At 63.0% G+C, this 15,531-nt stretch carries 10 protein-coding genes; 4 read left to right on the top strand and 6 right to left on the bottom strand.

What is annotated here, in order from left to right:
* Positions 1 to 83: 83 nt before the first annotated feature.
* The 3 genes from LIX93_RS14575 to LIX93_RS14565 are packed head-to-tail and all read left to right on the top strand — an operon-like array spanning position 84 to position 2,660.
* A complete protein-coding gene (locus LIX93_RS14575) occupies positions 84 to 926 on the top strand; it encodes a MetQ/NlpA family ABC transporter substrate-binding protein (RefSeq protein ID WP_226504760.1) in 843 nt (280 codons plus the stop codon).
* Entirely contained in the window at positions 923 to 2,014 is a 1,092-nt protein-coding gene (locus LIX93_RS14570; protein WP_226504759.1) for an ATP-binding cassette domain-containing protein, read from the top strand. The genes LIX93_RS14575 and LIX93_RS14570 overlap by 4 nt, the downstream gene beginning before the upstream one ends.
* Complete coding sequence (locus LIX93_RS14565; protein WP_226504758.1) at positions 2,007 to 2,660, top strand: methionine ABC transporter permease; 654 nt, start codon at positions 2,007 to 2,009, stop codon at positions 2,658 to 2,660. Before LIX93_RS14570 ends, LIX93_RS14565 begins: the two co-directional genes overlap by 8 nt.
* A 121-nt stretch (positions 2,661 to 2,781) precedes the next feature.
* Here the strand turns inward: LIX93_RS14565 and LIX93_RS14560 are convergent, their stop codons facing one another.
* The 4 genes from LIX93_RS14560 to LIX93_RS14545 all read right to left on the bottom strand — a co-directional run bounded on the left by LIX93_RS14560 (position 2,782) and on the right by LIX93_RS14545 (position 9,883).
* Positions 2,782 to 4,113 carry a hypothetical protein gene (locus LIX93_RS14560; RefSeq protein ID WP_226504757.1) on the bottom strand — a complete coding sequence of 444 codons (1,332 nt, stop codon included), beginning with the start codon at positions 4,111 to 4,113 and terminating at the stop codon, positions 2,782 to 2,784.
* Between the two features lie 198 nt (positions 4,114 to 4,311).
* A complete protein-coding gene (locus LIX93_RS14555; RefSeq protein ID WP_226504756.1) occupies positions 4,312 to 7,251 on the bottom strand; it encodes a DUF6543 domain-containing protein in 2,940 nt (979 codons plus the stop codon).
* A 111-nt stretch (positions 7,252 to 7,362) separates the two neighbouring features.
* Positions 7,363 to 8,979: an acyl-CoA synthetase gene (locus LIX93_RS14550; protein WP_226504755.1), complete on the bottom strand. Its 1,617-nt coding sequence runs from the start codon at positions 8,977 to 8,979 to the stop codon at positions 7,363 to 7,365.
* 175 nt (positions 8,980 to 9,154) lie between these two features.
* Entirely contained in the window at positions 9,155 to 9,883 is a 729-nt protein-coding gene (locus LIX93_RS14545) for a DUF4198 domain-containing protein (RefSeq protein WP_226504754.1), read from the bottom strand.
* A 303-nt stretch (positions 9,884 to 10,186) separates the two neighbouring features.
* Between LIX93_RS14545 and LIX93_RS14540 the strand changes: the two genes are divergently transcribed.
* Positions 10,187 to 11,263: a glycerophosphodiester phosphodiesterase gene (locus tag LIX93_RS14540; protein ID WP_226504905.1), complete on the top strand. Its 1,077-nt coding sequence runs from the start codon at positions 10,187 to 10,189 to the stop codon at positions 11,261 to 11,263.
* Between the two features lie 170 nt (positions 11,264 to 11,433).
* Here the strand turns inward: LIX93_RS14540 and prpF are convergent, their stop codons facing one another.
* Together prpF and acnD are read right to left on the bottom strand one after the other, a co-directional pair.
* Positions 11,434 to 12,615 carry a 2-methylaconitate cis-trans isomerase PrpF gene (prpF, locus tag LIX93_RS14535; protein ID WP_226504753.1) on the bottom strand — a complete coding sequence of 394 codons (1,182 nt, stop codon included), beginning with the start codon at positions 12,613 to 12,615 and terminating at the stop codon, positions 11,434 to 11,436.
* Positions 12,616 to 12,749: 134 nt separating this feature from the next.
* Positions 12,750 to 15,344, bottom strand: coding sequence for a Fe/S-dependent 2-methylisocitrate dehydratase AcnD (acnD, locus tag LIX93_RS14530; protein WP_226504752.1), 2,595 nt, complete (start codon positions 15,342 to 15,344; stop codon positions 12,750 to 12,752).
* Positions 15,345 to 15,531 lie beyond the last annotated feature (187 nt).

The raw sequence follows: 15,531 nt of genomic DNA, 5'->3' as shown, positions 1-15,531 counted from the left end.
TTATTCGTATAACGTTAGTGCTCCTAGCCTAAATCCCTGCCTCGACCGGACTACCGGAGATCGCTTCCTTCAGGAGCTTTGCCGTGTCGATCAGGTCCGTTTTGCGTCACTCTCTGTTGTTTTCCGTGTTGCTGACACCGCTGGCGAGCTTTGCCGCCCAGCCCACTCAGCACATCCGTATCGGCATCAACGACAGCCCGCAGAACGTCGCGCTCGAGGTGGCCGCCAAGCGCGCCGCTGCCAAGGGCCTTGACGTTGAACTGGTGTCGTTCAGCGACTGGAACACGCCGAACATCGCGCTCAACAACGGTGATATCGACGTCAACTACTTCCAGCATCAACCCTTTCTGGATAACGCCAACAAGCAGAACGGCTTCGATCTGGTGCCGATCGGCCTAGGCGTGGAAAACCGCGTCGGGCTGTACTCCAACAAGGTCAAATCTTTCGATGAGGTCAAGGATGGCGACACCGTTGCAGTGGCCGACGATCCAGTCAATCAGGGCCGGGGCCTGCACCTGTACGAGCAGGCCGGTTTGATCACCCTGCGCGCCGATGCCGGGCCTAAAGCAGGTCTGCAAGACATCACCGGCAATCCCAGACACCTGAAATTCATCGAGCTGCCCGGCCCGCAACTGGCACGCGTGGTGGATGACGTCACCATCGCTCAGAGCTACCCGTCGCACATGCTGGCCGCCGGCAAGGACCCGAACAACGCATTGCTGTTCAGCCAGAACGCTCCGGGCGATCACCTGTATGCACTGCGTTTCGTAGTAGCACGCAAGAACCTCGATAACCCGGCCATCAAGGAGTTCGTGCAGATTTTCCAGAACGACCCTGAAGTGCGCGCGGCCATCGAAAAGTCCTACGGCAACCCGAAACTCTACTCGCTGGGCTGGCTCGATGACGCCAAAGAGGCTTCGCGATGAGCCAGGTGGTGCCACTGCGTCCATTGACGCGTGCGGCTGAGCCGGTGCCGGACGCCGCTCAGGTGCATGTGCAGATCACCCAGCTGGGCAAGACCTATCAGGCCGGCAGCGGCGCGGTCACAGCCCTGACCGGGGTTGACCTGAGCATTCGACGCGGAGCGATCTTCGGTGTTATCGGCCGCAGCGGTGCCGGCAAGTCGAGCCTGATTCGCATGCTCAATCGCCTGGAGGAGCCGACCGAGGGCAGCGTCAGCATCGACGGTGTCGACATCGGCACCTTGCACGGCAAGGAGCTGGTAGCGTTGCGACGGCGCATCGGGATGATCTTCCAGCACTTCAATCTGCTCTCTTCGCAGACTGTGCTGGAAAACCTCGCGCTGCCACTCAAAGCCGCGGGCATCGGCCGCGCGGTGATCGAACAGCGCGCTCGCGAACTGCTGGCGCTGGTCGGCCTGGAGGGCAAGGAGAAGGTCTACCCATCGCGGTTGTCCGGCGGCCAGAAGCAGCGCGTGGGCATTGCCCGGGCGCTGATGCTCGAACCGCAGATCCTTTTGTGCGACGAGGCCACCAGCGCGCTGGACCCGGAGACCACCCAATCAGTGCTCGCGCTGCTCAAGGAAATCAACCAGCGTCTGGGCCTTACCCTGGTGCTGATCACGCACGAGATGGCGGTCATCCGGCAGATCTGCGACCACGTCGTGGTGCTGGAGCAGGGCCGTGTGGTGGAGCAGGGCCCGGTGTGGAAGATCTTCGGCCAGCCTCAGGCCGAAGCCACCCGAGCGTTGCTGGCGCCACTGTCAACGCAATTGCCAAGCGACCTGGCGGCGCGTTTGCAGGCCAGCGATGGCAGCGGTGCGACCGTGCTGGAGCTGATCTTCGATGGCCAGAGTGCGCGCGAACCTGATGTGTTCGCCATCGGCCAGGCACTGGGTGGCCAGGTCGAATTGCTGCATGGCGGTATCGATCGGATCCAGGGCCGCGCGCAGGGACGGTTGCTGATTTCTACCGTTGCGCCGGCCAGCCGTGTCGCGGCCTTTCTGGAAAAAACCGGGCTGTTCAGCAGCGCCAAGGTGATCGGTCATGTCTGAATTCATGCTTAAAGCGTTGTGGAAGGCCTTTGTCGATACCCTGACCATGGTCGGTATCTCCGGCGTATTGGTATGGTTCGCCGGCATTGCCTTGGCCATGGTGCTGATCACCACGGCCCGCGGGGCGATCTTCGAGGCACCGACCCTCAACCGGGTACTGGGCGGCATCGTCAACGGCTTTCGGGCCACGCCGTTCATCATCTTGCTGGTGGCGCTGATCCCGCTGACACGCTTGTTGACGGGCACCACCATTGGAGTCTGGGCGGCGGTGGTGCCTATCACCCTGAGCGCCACGCCATTCTTCGCGCGCATCGCCGAAGTCAGCTTGCGTGAAGTGGGCGGTGGGGTGATCGAGGCAGCCCAGGCCTTGGGGTGCGAGCGCCGACATATCATCTTCAATGTGCTGCTGCCCGAAGCGTTGCCGGGCATCATTGGCGGCTTCACGATCACCTTGGTGGCGATGATCGGCGCCTCGGCCATGGCCGGTGCCATTGGTGCGGGCGGTTTGGGCGATCTGGCGATTCGCTACGGCTATCAACGCTATGACACCCAGGTGATGCTGTGCGTGATTGCCATGCTGATCGTGCTGGTGTGCGGGATTCAGTATTTGGGCGATCGCTACGTGCAGCATTTGCGGGCGCGATGAATGCCCTGCGGGAGTGACGTGACCTGCCGCCCTGCGGTTACCCGAAGGGCGGCTGGTGGTGTCGCATTCGATTCAGGATCTGCCGACTCGGGAGAGTGCGTAGCATCCTTATCGCCGGGTGTTATTGGGGCTCACCGCCTTTGAGCCACCAGATATCGTTTCTATCACCGAGGATAATGTCTTTATCTGACAAAAGCTGGATGTGCGACGTGGTAGTGGGGCCGGCGGACCTGTCGAAAGCTGCCTTTCCGTCTTCTCCAAAGTTCTTATCGAACTGGCCATCGCCGAGCAGGCGTGCGATGCCGATGAGTCTTCGAGACGGGATGGGGCCGGACAGGACCATTCGGGTTTCCCCCTTCTCTGTGTAAAAGATACCTCTATGCCAATTGCCGTATCCTGGCTCGATCTCGGTCAGCAGCAACTGCCCTCCATAGAAGGAAAGATCTTGTTTTCCTTGATCGGTATATCCGCGAACCGCCCCGATGAAATTTTCATCGTCGAACGTACTGCCTATCACTTTCAGAGCACCATCTTCGCCGGCCCATAAGCTGTAGACGATAAAAAAATCTTGCCAGTCTATGCGCGCCAATCCCTGGTCGTTACCGCAACCGCCGAAGTCAAAGTGGCGCTGGCCTGTCACGTCGTACCGCAGCATGAAGTAGTTGCCTTCGAGTGGATCGACGATCTTCAGTGCTTCCTGAACAAGTATGACGAGTTCGCTTTGCTGACCTCTCGTCTGTAGTACTGCCTGTCTGGCGACGTTGTAGGTGATGCCGGACCCTGCCAATGTCTCCACTACGTAACCGGTTTTATTGAACGCTCTGTCGAGCTCGCCTGACCCGTCGATTCGTACAACGACCGCGTTCAGTTGTTCAAAATCGCCCCATGTCGCGGTAAACACTAAGTATGCGCCTAGGCTGTCAGCGGCGCTGTACACCGTTGCGGACTTCGGCGGTAGGCGCTTTTGCTGATCAGTGGTGAGCCCCAGGTCTGGACTGCTTACCAGAATACGAGGGTCTTTACGGCCTTCGATGTTCAGATCGGACACCCGGACGATGGCGTGCCCGCCTACGCCATAGGCGGTGTCCAAAGCGCCATGCGCGTGGAAGCGCGTAATCGATAACTGGTCGGCATGCCCGCCGCCCGTCACCAGAAACGATCCATCGTCCAACTGGTGAAATTGGTCGCGATCCGGGAAGACGGGGTCCTCGAACAGAAAGAATCCCTTTGTGGCCCCGAATGATGTGTCCAGCGTGCCTTGGGGGGTGAATCGGGAGAGGTAGTAGCCTTGCTGAACGCCGGAGCGACGCGAGAGCACCAGTATGTTGCCTTGGGCAGTCAATTCGAGCCAGACCAGGTAACCGTCGGCGCCCGTATGGTCGAGCGTGACTTTGCCGTTGTTGAACACCGGGTTGAGATCCCCCGGTCTTTTTGCTTGATGTTGATCAACCATGGTGCTCACCTCGGTGGGGTTGCAGATGAACCGTAATGATTCGGTGCCAAGCAGCATATTGAGGCCACGGGCTAGGCACAGCTCGCAGAACAACTAGCTTGTGGTATGCCAATAAGGGTGAGTGGCATCCAGGGTAGGTCGGCCCCGGGACTCGCATCAGTCTTCTTCTGCCCAGGTTCTGAGGGTATGCGCGGCCATTCACGGCAGCTCCAGCCAAGGACTGCTGATGCCTGTCTGCTTGACCATGATCTGCCAGCGTCGATCATTTGGGTCGCGCCGCAACAACACCGTCGCGGGGCGCAATACATCACTGCTGTGCGCCAATAGCAGTCGGTAGCGCCCCCGTACCAGGCTTTTACGCACCTCGTAGAAGCGCTCTCCCAGTTGCACGAATCGCTGATGGTCCCGTGTTGCCATGCCCCGGCGATTGACGTTCAGGCCCTCAGGGGCGGGTTGCAAGCGCGCCTCGGTGAGTAGTCTGCGCAGATCCGGCTGGGTGCCTTGCCAATACAGATCCGAGACGATTTCGTAGTGGCCTGCCGCGTTCTTGCGCACTTGCGGGGGATGATTCGCTTCGGGGTTCCGGGCATCGATGATGTGCCAGTAATCGCCGTCGAATTCGATCTTGTAGCGCCGCCCGGCGCGGTCTTCTATCAGGTATTCGGCAGCGGCACCGTCTTCGCCGAGGGTTTCATACACCCCCTCGCGATAGATGCCGTCGATGCGGTAACGCAGACGGGTATTTTCCCGCGGCACGGCCATGACGCTGTTGAGCACCGAAGGCGGTTGCAACGGCAGATTGCGGAAGGACCTGGCAAATGTGGGTGAGCCCGCCAGGCTGATGCCGACATCGCCCAGATAAGTGATGCTGCTCATGAAGTGCTGCAGGGCAATATCGCGATCATGGCGGTTCTCCAGGCCCTCCCACAGGGTGCCAAGCGCCCGCGCCAGTGCCACTTGCAGCGGTACCGGCGCCGGGGCCAGGCTGGCCATCATCTCGAGGATCGAGAGCCCGGCCTGGGTAAAGGCGGTGGCCTCCAGTCTCAGGGTGCTGATGGCCTGGGCCCGGACATCGGCGAGCACCTGCCGGACTTCAGCGTCATAGCAGCGCTCGATGAAGTCGCCATCGATGGCGGCCAACCTCACGTTGGCGCCCCCGCTGGTATTGCTCAGGGTTCGTCTGACTCGTGCTTGCTCGCCCAGGCTGGCCCTGTTGACCAGATAATCCAGCAGGATCGGCGTGCTGGCGAACGCGCGTAAAAATTCCGCACGGCTGGCGAACTCGCGCCAACTGCGCCGATCGGGAGCGGCAGGCGTGTAGACCACGACATTGGACGGCGCATGCGGCTGCGTCGCGGTGATGACCAGTACCCCGTTGAGGGTTGCCTCTTGAACCAGCAGTTGATTGACCGCCAGTTGCTCGGACCGTTGCAGTGACTGGCGTTGGTGGGCAACCGGGTGATTCAGCACGGCGCAGGCCCAGGCGAAGCCCCGTTGCTGTGGATGGGCGAGAAATCGCCCGCTGGCATTGCCCTTGTAGGCTTCATAGCGCATGCGCGCCAGTGCCAGATGACGGTAGCGCTCGCGCCGCCATTGCGCATCGCTGTCACGCAGCAGCCGTTGCTCCAGAAACTCCGCGTAGGTACTGCCCAGGCTGAGCTGGCGCACGAGGGTTTTCACCCGGCCAGCGGTCAGCCCGCGCGGGGCGGGTGCGCCGTCGATGGTGACCCGCGCCGTCAGGATAAAATCAAGGTCGAGCAGGCTGACATTCTCGAGCGCCAGGACCGCCAGGCTGCGGCGGTGCGTGATGAGGCTCAGCGACTCTCCTGTCTTGTCTCGCAGTACGCCGGCGATGTAGCTACTGGGTTGCAGTGGATGCAGGAGGGCGCCGGTACGCACCGCCTTGGTGGTGGCGATCATCACCTGATGGGGGTCGACGTCGATAGCCAATTCGATACGGATGCGTTGGCGCAGTTGGGTAGCAGCGTAGCGCAGCAATTCTTCGCGCTGGCTGAACCGATTGACGCTGGGCAGTGCCGGGGTGCGCGCCAGGGTCATGGCCAGGATCAACTCGCGAATGGCCTGCATGGCATCGATCTTGTGCGCCTCGGCGGTGTTCTTGAACCAGGGCAGCATGTGCCGGGCCAGCAACAAGGCATAGCGCGTTTGCAGTGCGCCACGGCGATGCAGCAGCTGCGCCAGGTCCGAGCTTTTATTGAGGTGCTGTTCAAGGGTCGCCAGGTCGGCGTTCGACGGCCGATTATCCCAGGCCTGACGCAGTTGGCGCAGATGCCATTCGCGCAGGTCGCGGGCGATGGTTATGGCCAGTGCGCCCTGGAGAGTTTCGTACGTCAGGGCATCGGCCTGATAGGCCTGGTGGCGTTGGGCGGTGGTCAACGGCGCCAGCAGAGCGCCGCCTTGACGTGGGTCGTCCAGGCGTTCGCTGAACTCGCGTTCGAGGCGGGCCAAGGACGCGAAGCGTTCGAAGCCGAACGCCATGCTATGCAGCAAGACGGCCGGGGCGCTGTCGTCACCGATGACGAAGATCCCCGGCAGGGCCAGGCTCGATCGCTCAGGCCCGCAGAGCTGTGTCCCTGATACCTCAGTCTCGGTCGTCAGGTGCAGTTGTTTGATCCAAACGCCATCGGTAGTGCCTGCCAGCGCCCGGTGCATCAGCGCGACGCTGTCGGGTTCCAGGGTGTGATCTTCACGGCGCAGTTCCAGTTGCACGCGCCAACGCTGTTGCAGCTCCGCAGCCAGGCCTTGCAGTGCGGTCAACTGCGTGCCTGGCCAGCGCGCGGTTTTCCAGAAACCGACGGCATGGTCCACGGCAGTGAACGGCAGTTGGCCGGCCAATTGCCTGATACCGTCGAGCAGGTGTTGGTGACTGGGTTCGGGTAATGGGGTGCCGTCAGCCTGCAGGATCGTCGCATCGTCTTGCAGCTCGCCATTGAGTCGGGCGATCACCGCCTCGGGCAGGGTCCGCAGGCCGATGTGCAGCGTGGTGGTATCCAGCCTCGGCAGCCGGTCGGCGATGCGTTTGGCAAGGAGCTTGCTCAGGGACGGGGTGCTTGCCCACTGGGCATGCAGCGCTTGATCCAGGGCTTCGAGTTGTTCCAGGGGGCCGGTGGCGCTCATGTCGGTGTACCGCTTGAGAAAGGGATGCCGAGCCTAGGGCTGAGCCAGCTTTCTCAAGGGGTAGATGGTTACCGCCACGGCCCGCGGATTGCCACCGCAACGCCACTTGGTTTATTGCAGCTTCTTGGCCTCCTCGCGCAGCACGTACTTCTGGATCTTGCCGGTGGAGGTTTTTGGCAGCACGGTGAACACCACGGTTTTGGGTGCCTTGAAGCTGGCCAGGTGTTCGCGCACGAAGAGAATGATCTGCTCGGCGGTGGCGCTGTGGTTGTCCTTGAGGGTGACGAACGCGCAGGGCGTTTCGCCCCATTTGTCGTCTGGGCGCGCGACCACGGCCGCTTCCAGCACCGCCGGGTGACGGTAGAGCACGCTCTCGACCTCGATGGTAGAGATGTTCTCGCCGCCGGAGATGATGATGTCCTTGAGCCGGTCGCGGACCTCGACGTAGCCATCCGGGTGCCACACGGCCAGGTCGCCGGTATGGAACCAGTCGCCGGCGAAGGCCTCGGCCGTGGCTTGCTCGTTGCCCAGGTAGCCTTTCATCACCGTGTTGCCGCGCATGAAAATCTCGCCGAGGGTTTTGCCGTCCTGGGGCACGGCGAGGCCTGTGTCGGCATCGGCGACCATCAGCCCTTCGAGGGTCGCATAGCGCACGCCTTGACGGGCCTTGAGGCGGGCGCGTTCATCGGCGCTGTGTTGGTCCCAGTCGGAATGCCAGGCGCAGACGGTCACCGGGCCGTAGGTTTCGGTCAGGCCATAGGCGTGGGTGACCTGCACGTTCATGGCTTCAACCGAGGCGATCACCCGCGCCGGTGGCGCCGCACCCGCCGTCATGACTGCCACAGGGTGCTCGAAGGGCGTGGTGTCCGGCGCATTGGCCAGTGCGTTGAGCACCACCGGCGCACCGCAGAAGTGGCTGACGCGGTGTTCGCGGATCAACTCGATGATCTTGACCGGGTCGACCCTGCGCAAAAACACGTGGGTGCCGGCCTGGGCGGTGATGGTCCAGGGGTAGCACCAACCGTTGCAGTGGAACATCGGCAAGGTCCACAGGTACACCGGATGGTGCGCCATGCCCCAGGCCATTTGGTTGCCGACGGCGTTGAGGAACGCGCCGCGGTGGTGATAGACCACGCCCTTGGGGTTGCCCGTGGTGCCGGAGGTGTAGTTGAGCGAGATGGCATCCCATTCGTCCGCAGGCCAGGCCCAGGCGAAATCGGGGTCGCCGCTTTCCAGCAGCGCTTCGTAGTCGAGGTCCGATATGGGCTCGCCTTGGGGGTATTCAGGGTCGTTGACGTCGATCACCAGCGGTGGGTTGTCGAGCTGGGCCAACGCGGCGCGGATCACTGTGGCGAACTCGCGGTCGACCAGCAATGCCTTGGCTTCGCCGTGGCGCAGCATATAGGCAATGGCCGTGGCGTCGAGGCGGATGTTGAGGGTATTGAGTACCGCACCCAGCATGGGCACGCCAAAGTGCGCTTCGAGCATCGGCGGGATGTTCGGCAGCATGGTCGCCACGGTGTCGCCAGGGCCGATGCCGTGGGTGGCGAGGGCAGCGGCCAGGCGCCGGCAGCGCGCGTAGGTCTGCGCCCAGGTACGGCGTAGCGAGCCATGAATGACCGCGAGGTGATCGGGGTAGGTGTGGGCGGTTCGCTCGATGAAACTGAGCGGGGTGAGGGCCACGTGATTGACTGGCCCTTTGGCCAGGCCTTGCGTGTAGATCGACATGCGGGCACCTGTGGCGTTTGTTAGCTCTGTAGTGCACGGCGTCTGGGCCGGGCATCGGGTGTGCAGGGCGAACTATGCCACGGTAATGCGGCGCTGGACAGTCGGCGAAAGGCAGCCGTTATCGCTACCTGATGCAGCGAGGGGGCAAGCCTCCACGCTGCAGCAAAAGCCGGTATCACTCGTGCTCGGGCGTACCGATGAAGGTCAACGAAGTGAAGTAGCTATTCTTGTTGACATCGGCATCCTTGGCCACCTCCTGCGAGGTATAGGCGGCGATGATGTTGAGTCCGTCGTTGCGCACCGGGATGGACGCGCGGCCTTCGGCGTCGGTCTTGGCCGACACGGTATGCGGTGCGCCGCGAAAATCACCCATCAGCGACACGTCCTTGACCGGCTTGCCGTCGAGCAGCACCTGTACAGGCAACTCTTTGCCCACGCCGACGTGCAGCGGATCGACCTGAGGCACGATCACGAAGTGTACGTCCTTGGGCACCACGATCTTGGCTTTCTCCTCATGGATGGCCAGGCTGTAGCGCACGCTGCGCAAGGCATCGAGGGCGCCAGGGACATCGCGCTTGCCCTGCGCGACCCAGGTCTTGTCCGGTTTTTGCGCCCACAGGCCGCCGTCCATGACCACGAACAGGGTGGCAGCCTCGCTCGAGGGTTTGAGTCGGGCGTGGTCGGCCTGGGGATCGATGCTCACGGCGATTGCCTTGCCGGCCGGGTCATAGGCCCAGGCGCTTTTGATCTGTTCGGGCTGGTAGGCGTCATCTTCGGCGCCATCGCCGAACACCACCTCGATATGACCGCGGCGTTCTTCGGTCCACAGGCCATGGGCGCAGGCATTGGCGCTGATGAATACGCCGAGGGCAGCGGCGAGCAGTGTTTTGGGCAGGTGACGCATTGGGCAGATCCTTGAGTGATGGCAGGGTAGGGGTCATACGAAGGCGCTGCGAGGGGGCCGATGGAGGCTCGGCTCGAAGCCCTGAGCGTCTGAAATCCAGAATATACAGATGCATATCATTCGTATTTGCGCATCCTAACGGCAACTGCAAGTGGGCTGCTTGCCCACGCTGTTTCAGGATGTTTCCCCGGATTACCCTGGGTACATTTGTCTGTAATCTTCGGCACCGACTATGGTCGTCCTCGAACCACAAAAACTACCCACGCAGGAGCGTCGCTATTGTCCAGCTGGCACAAAACCCTATTGATCAGCGCGTTGTCGCTGGCCCTCGCTACCACCACCGTGTACGCCGCGCCATCACCGGGCGAGGCGCTGGCCAAGGCGGCAGGCATTCCCTGGCCGGCCGTGATCGCCCACCGTGGGGCGTCGTTCGATGCGCCGGAATCGACCCGCGCGTCCTATCTGCTGGCTCGCGAGCTGGGTGCCGATTACCTGGAAATGGACCTGCAGCGTACCCGCGACGGCCAGTTGATCGCGCTGCACGACACCAACCTCAAGCGCACCACCGATATCGGCCAGAAGTTTCCCGAGCGCAAGGACCAGCCCGTCAGTCAGTTCACGCTGGCCGAGCTGCGCACCCTGGATGCCGGCAGCTGGTTCAACCAGGCCTATCCGCAACGTGCGCGCGCCAGCTACGCGGGGCTGAAGATTCTCACCCTCGACGAGATCATCGATATCGCCGAGCAGACCCCGCAGCATCGCCCCGGCCTGTACATCGAGACCAAGGCACCCCAGCTGTTTCCGGGGATCGAAAAAGACCTTCACGCCAAGCTCCAGCAGCGCGGCTGGATCACCGCCAATGGCGATGTCGCCAGCGGTCATCACCTGATCCTGCAGACCTTCGAGCGCAACAGCCTGACGCTGCTCGATCAGTACATGCACAAGGTGCCGAAGATTCTGCTGCTGTGGGTCGGCGAGGGCGGTATGGAGCCGGCGTCGGACAAGGCTTTCGATGCCACCACAGGCCAGACCAAGGCCGCCTATTACGCCCAGCAACAACCCAAGGACCACGCCGAGTTCGAGCGCTGGATCGACTTTGCCAAGGCCAACGGCGCTGCCGGCACCGGCCCCTCGGCGGCCCTCACTCAAGGCGGCGACCAGAGCTACATGGACCTGGTGCAACCCTGGATGAATAAACTCACCCACGACAAAGGCCTGCTCGTGCACGTGTACACGGTGGATGATCCGGTGGATTACAAGAAAGTCATGGAGGCCGGTGCCGACGGCATCTTCACCAACCGTGCCAGCGAGTTGCTGAAGTTCTACAAGCGCCCGGCGACGCGGTCGGTGGCGGAAATCTTGAAGGAGCAGGGGTATTGAGTTGTCTGTAGTGTTGGCGAAGGGGCGGAACATGCGGCGAAGACTTTCCCGCCACACGCCCTGAAAGCAACAAGAGAACGGGGCCGCACTGGTTCGTTTCGACAGCCCGGCAGTAGGCTGGCTGCCGACGCTCTCTTGACAGCGTTACTCTGTAGCGAGAAGGCAGCGGATCAGCCCGGAATTCGCACCCAGCCTTCCATCAACACCCGCGCGCTACGGCTCATGATCGCCTTGGTCACCACCCACTGGCCCTTCTCGAGCCGGGCCTCGGCGCCGACGCGCAGGGTGCCGGACGGATGACCGAAGCGCACCGCCGTACGCTCGACTCCGCCGGCCGCGAGGTTGACCAGCGTGCCCGGAATCGCCGCCGCCGTGCCGATGGCCACAGCCGCCGTGCCCATCATCGCGTGATGCAGCTTGCCCATGGACAGCGCCCGGACCAACAGGTCGATGTCACTCGCCGCCACGGCCTTGCCACTGGAGGCGACATAGTTCGCGGGTGGCGCGACGAACGCGACCTTGGGCGTGTGCTGGCGGGTGACGGCTTCGTCCAGGTGCTTGATCAGCCCCATGCGCAGGGCGCCATAGGCCCGCACGGTCTCGAACATGGCAAGGGCCTTGGGGTCGCTGTTGATTGCGTCCTGCAGCTCGGTGCCGGTGTAGCCCAGCGCCTGCGCGTCGATGAAGATGGTCGGGATGCCGGCGTCGATCAGGGTCGCGCGGAAGGTGCCCACGCCCGGGACTTCAAGGTCATCGACCAGGTTGCCGGTAGGGAACATGGCGCCGCCGCCGTCGCCTTCATCGGCGGCCGGGTCGAGAAACTCCAGCTGCACTTCGGCCGCCGGGAAGGTCACGCCGTCGAGCTCGAAATCACCGGTTTCCTGGACCTGCCCGGCGGTGATCGGCACATGGGCGATGATGGTCTTGGCGATGTTGACCTGCCAGATACGGACAGTGGCGATGCCGTTTTCGGGGATGCGTTCAGGGTCGATCAGGCCGTTGGCGATGGCGAACGGACCTACCGCAGCAGAGAGATTGCCGCAATTGCCGCTCCAGTCGACGAAGGCCGAATCGATGGACACTTGGCCGAACTGGTAATCGACGTCGAAGCCGGGGCGCTCGCTGCGCGAGATGATCACCGTCTTGCTGGTGCTGGACGTGGCGCCGCCCATGCCGTCGATCTGCTTGGCATAGGGGTCGGGGCTGCCGATGACTCGCAACAGCAGCGCGTCGCGGGCGGGGCCGGGTACCTGGGCCGCAGCGGGCAGGTCTTCGAGCTTGAAGAACACCCCCTTGCTGGTACCGCCACGCAGGTAGGTGGCAGGGATACGGAGTTGCGGTGGATGGGGCATGGTGATTGTCTCCGAATAAGGCTTGGGATAGCGGTGTTGCTACCGGCCCCTTCGCGGGCAAGCCTTGCTCCCACGGGCGTGCATCTGTGGGAGCAAGGCTTGCCCGCGAAAGGGCCCTTGCAGGCGCTACAAAATCACGCCACCGCCGACGACTCGAGAAAGTCCTGGGCAAAGCGCTGCAGCACGCCACCGGCTTCGTAGATCGAGACCTCCTCCGCGGTGTCCAGGCGGCAGGTCACCGGCACATCCAGGCGCTCGCCGTTGCGTCGCGTCAGTACCAGGGTCAGGGTCGCTCCCGGCGTGCGTTTGCCGATCACGTCAAAGGTCTCGCTACCGTCGATGGCCAGCGTATGGCGATCGGTGCCCGGCTGGAACTCCAGCGGCAGCACGCCCATGCCCACCAGGTTGGTGCGGTGAATGCGCTCGAAGCCTTCTGCGGCAATCGCTTCCACTCCCGCCAGCCTGACGCCCTTGGCGGCCCAATCGCGCGAAGAGCCCTGGCCATAGTCGGCGCCAGCGATGATGATCAGCGGCTGCTTGCGCGCCATGTAGGTTTCGATCGCTTCCCACATGCGCATCACCTGGCCCTCCGGCTCGACCCTGGCCAGCGAGCCCTGCTTGACCTTGCCGTTCTCGACCACCATCTCGTTGAACAGCTTGGGGTTGGCGAAAGTAGCGCGCTGGGCGGTCAAGTGATCGCCACGATGGGTGGCGTAGGAGTTGAAGTCTTCTTCTGGCAAGCCCATTTTCGCCAGGTACTCACCCGCAGCGCTGTCGAGCATGATTGCGTTGGACGGCGACAGGTGATCGGTGGTGATGTTGTCCGGCAGCACCGCCAGCGGGCGCATGCCGGTCAGGCTGCGCACGCCGGCCAACGCGCCTTCCCAGTAAGGCGGGCGACGGATGTAGGTGCTCATCTCGCGCCACGCATACAACGGTGCGACCTTGGGGCCGGTGTCTTCATGGATGGCGAACATCGGGATATAGACTTGCCGAAACTGCTCGGGCTTGACCGACGACTTGACCACCGCGTCGATCTCTTCGTCGCTGGGCCAGATGTCCTTGAGGCGAATCTCGTTGCCGTGGGTGTCGACGCCCAACACGTCCTTCTCGATATCGAAACGGATGGTCCCGGCAATCGCGTAGGCCACCACCAGCGGCGGCGAAGCGAGGAACGCCTGCTTGGCATAGGGATGGATGCGCCCGTCGAAATTGCGGTTACCCGAGAGCACGGCGGTGGCGTACAGGTCGCGGTCGATGATCTCTTGCTGGATGACCGGGTCGAGCGCGCCCGACATACCGTTGCAGGTGGTGCAGGCGAAGGCCACGATACCGAACCCTAACTGCTCCAGCTCAGTGGTCAGGCCGGCTTCGTCGAGGTACAACGCCACGGTTTTCGAGCCGGGCGCCAGCGAGGACTTGACCCATGGCTTGCGTGTCAGGCCCAGACGATTGGCGTTGCGCGCAATCAGCCCGGCGGCGATGACATTGCGCGGGTTGCTGGTGTTGGTGCAACTGGTGATCGCCGCGATGATCACCGCGCCATCGGGCATCTGCCCGGGGACCTCATCCCAATGCCCGGCAATGCCCTTGGCCGCGAGCTCGGTGGTGGCCAGGCGTGCGTGGGGGTTGCTGGGGCCGGCCATGTTGCGCACTACGGTGGACAGGTCGAAGCGCAGCACCCGCTCGTACTCGGCGCTGGCCAGGCTGTCGGCCCACAGGCCGGTAAGGCGCGCGTATTGCTCAACCAACTGCACTTGCTGGTCTTCACGGCCGGTGAGCTTGAGGTAGTCGATGGTCTGTTGGTCGATGTAGAACATCGCCGCCGTGGCGCCGTACTCCGGGGCCATGTTGGAGATGGTTGCGCGATCGCCCAGGGTCAGCGCCGACGCACCCGCGCCGTAGAATTCGAGCCAGGCGCCCACCACTTTTTGCTGGCGCAGGTACTGGGTCAGCGCCAGCACCATATCGGTGGCGGTGATCCCCGGTTGCAGTTTGCCGCTCAACTCGACGCCAATGATGTCCGGCAGGCGCATCCACGAGGCGCGGCCGAGCATCACGCTTTCGGCTTCGAGGCCGCCGACACCGATGGCGATGACCCCCAGTGCATCGACATGGGGCGTATGGCTGTCGGTACCGACGCAGGTGTCGGGGAACACTACCCCTTCGCGCGCCTGGATCACCGGCGACATTTTCTCCAGGTTGATCTGGTGCATGATGCCGTTGCCGGGCGGGATCACGTCGACGTTCTTGAAGGCCTTCTTGGTCCAGTTGATGAAGTGGAAGCGGTCTTCGTTGCGGCGGTCCTCGATGGCGCGGTTCTTCTCGAAGGCGTCGGGGTCGAAGCCGCCGCTTTCCACGGCCAGGGAGTGGTCGACGATCAGTTGCGTGGGCACCACCGGGTTGACCTGCGCCGGGTCGCCGCCTTGGTCGGCGATGGCGTCACGCAGGCCGGCGAGGTCGACGAGAGCAGTCTGGCCGAGAATGTCGTGGCACACCACGCGTGCCGGGTACCAAGGGAAATCCAGATCGCGCTTGCGCTCGATGAGTTGGCTCAGGGAGGCAGTGAGCGCGGCCGGATCGCAGCGCCGCACCAGATTTTCGGCGAGCACCCGCGAGGTATAGGGCAGGGTGGCGTAGGCGCCTGGCTGGATTGCATCGACTGCCGCGCGGGCGTCGAAGAAGTCCAGGGGGGTGCCGGGAAGGTTGGTGCGGTACTCAGTGTTCATGGTCTGGGACTCGCTCACGGTAATTGGGCTGGGCTCTTGTGGGTGGCCCTGGTCTGTTGGGGGGTATATCTGCTGGCCTCTTCCACAGGGTGTGCGCTCGGCGCCTGTATTTGTTGCTGTCAGTACCGGCCTGTTCGCCGCCGAACGCGCAACCTTGCTCCTACAGGTGTACGACGCTGGATCTGTG

This window comes from Pseudomonas sp. MWU16-30317, assembly GCF_020515695.1.
Lineage (GTDB): Bacteria > Pseudomonadota > Gammaproteobacteria > Pseudomonadales > Pseudomonadaceae > Aquipseudomonas.
Note: the sequence above shows the minus strand (reverse complement) of the source record. Positions and strands in the feature narration are given on the sequence as shown.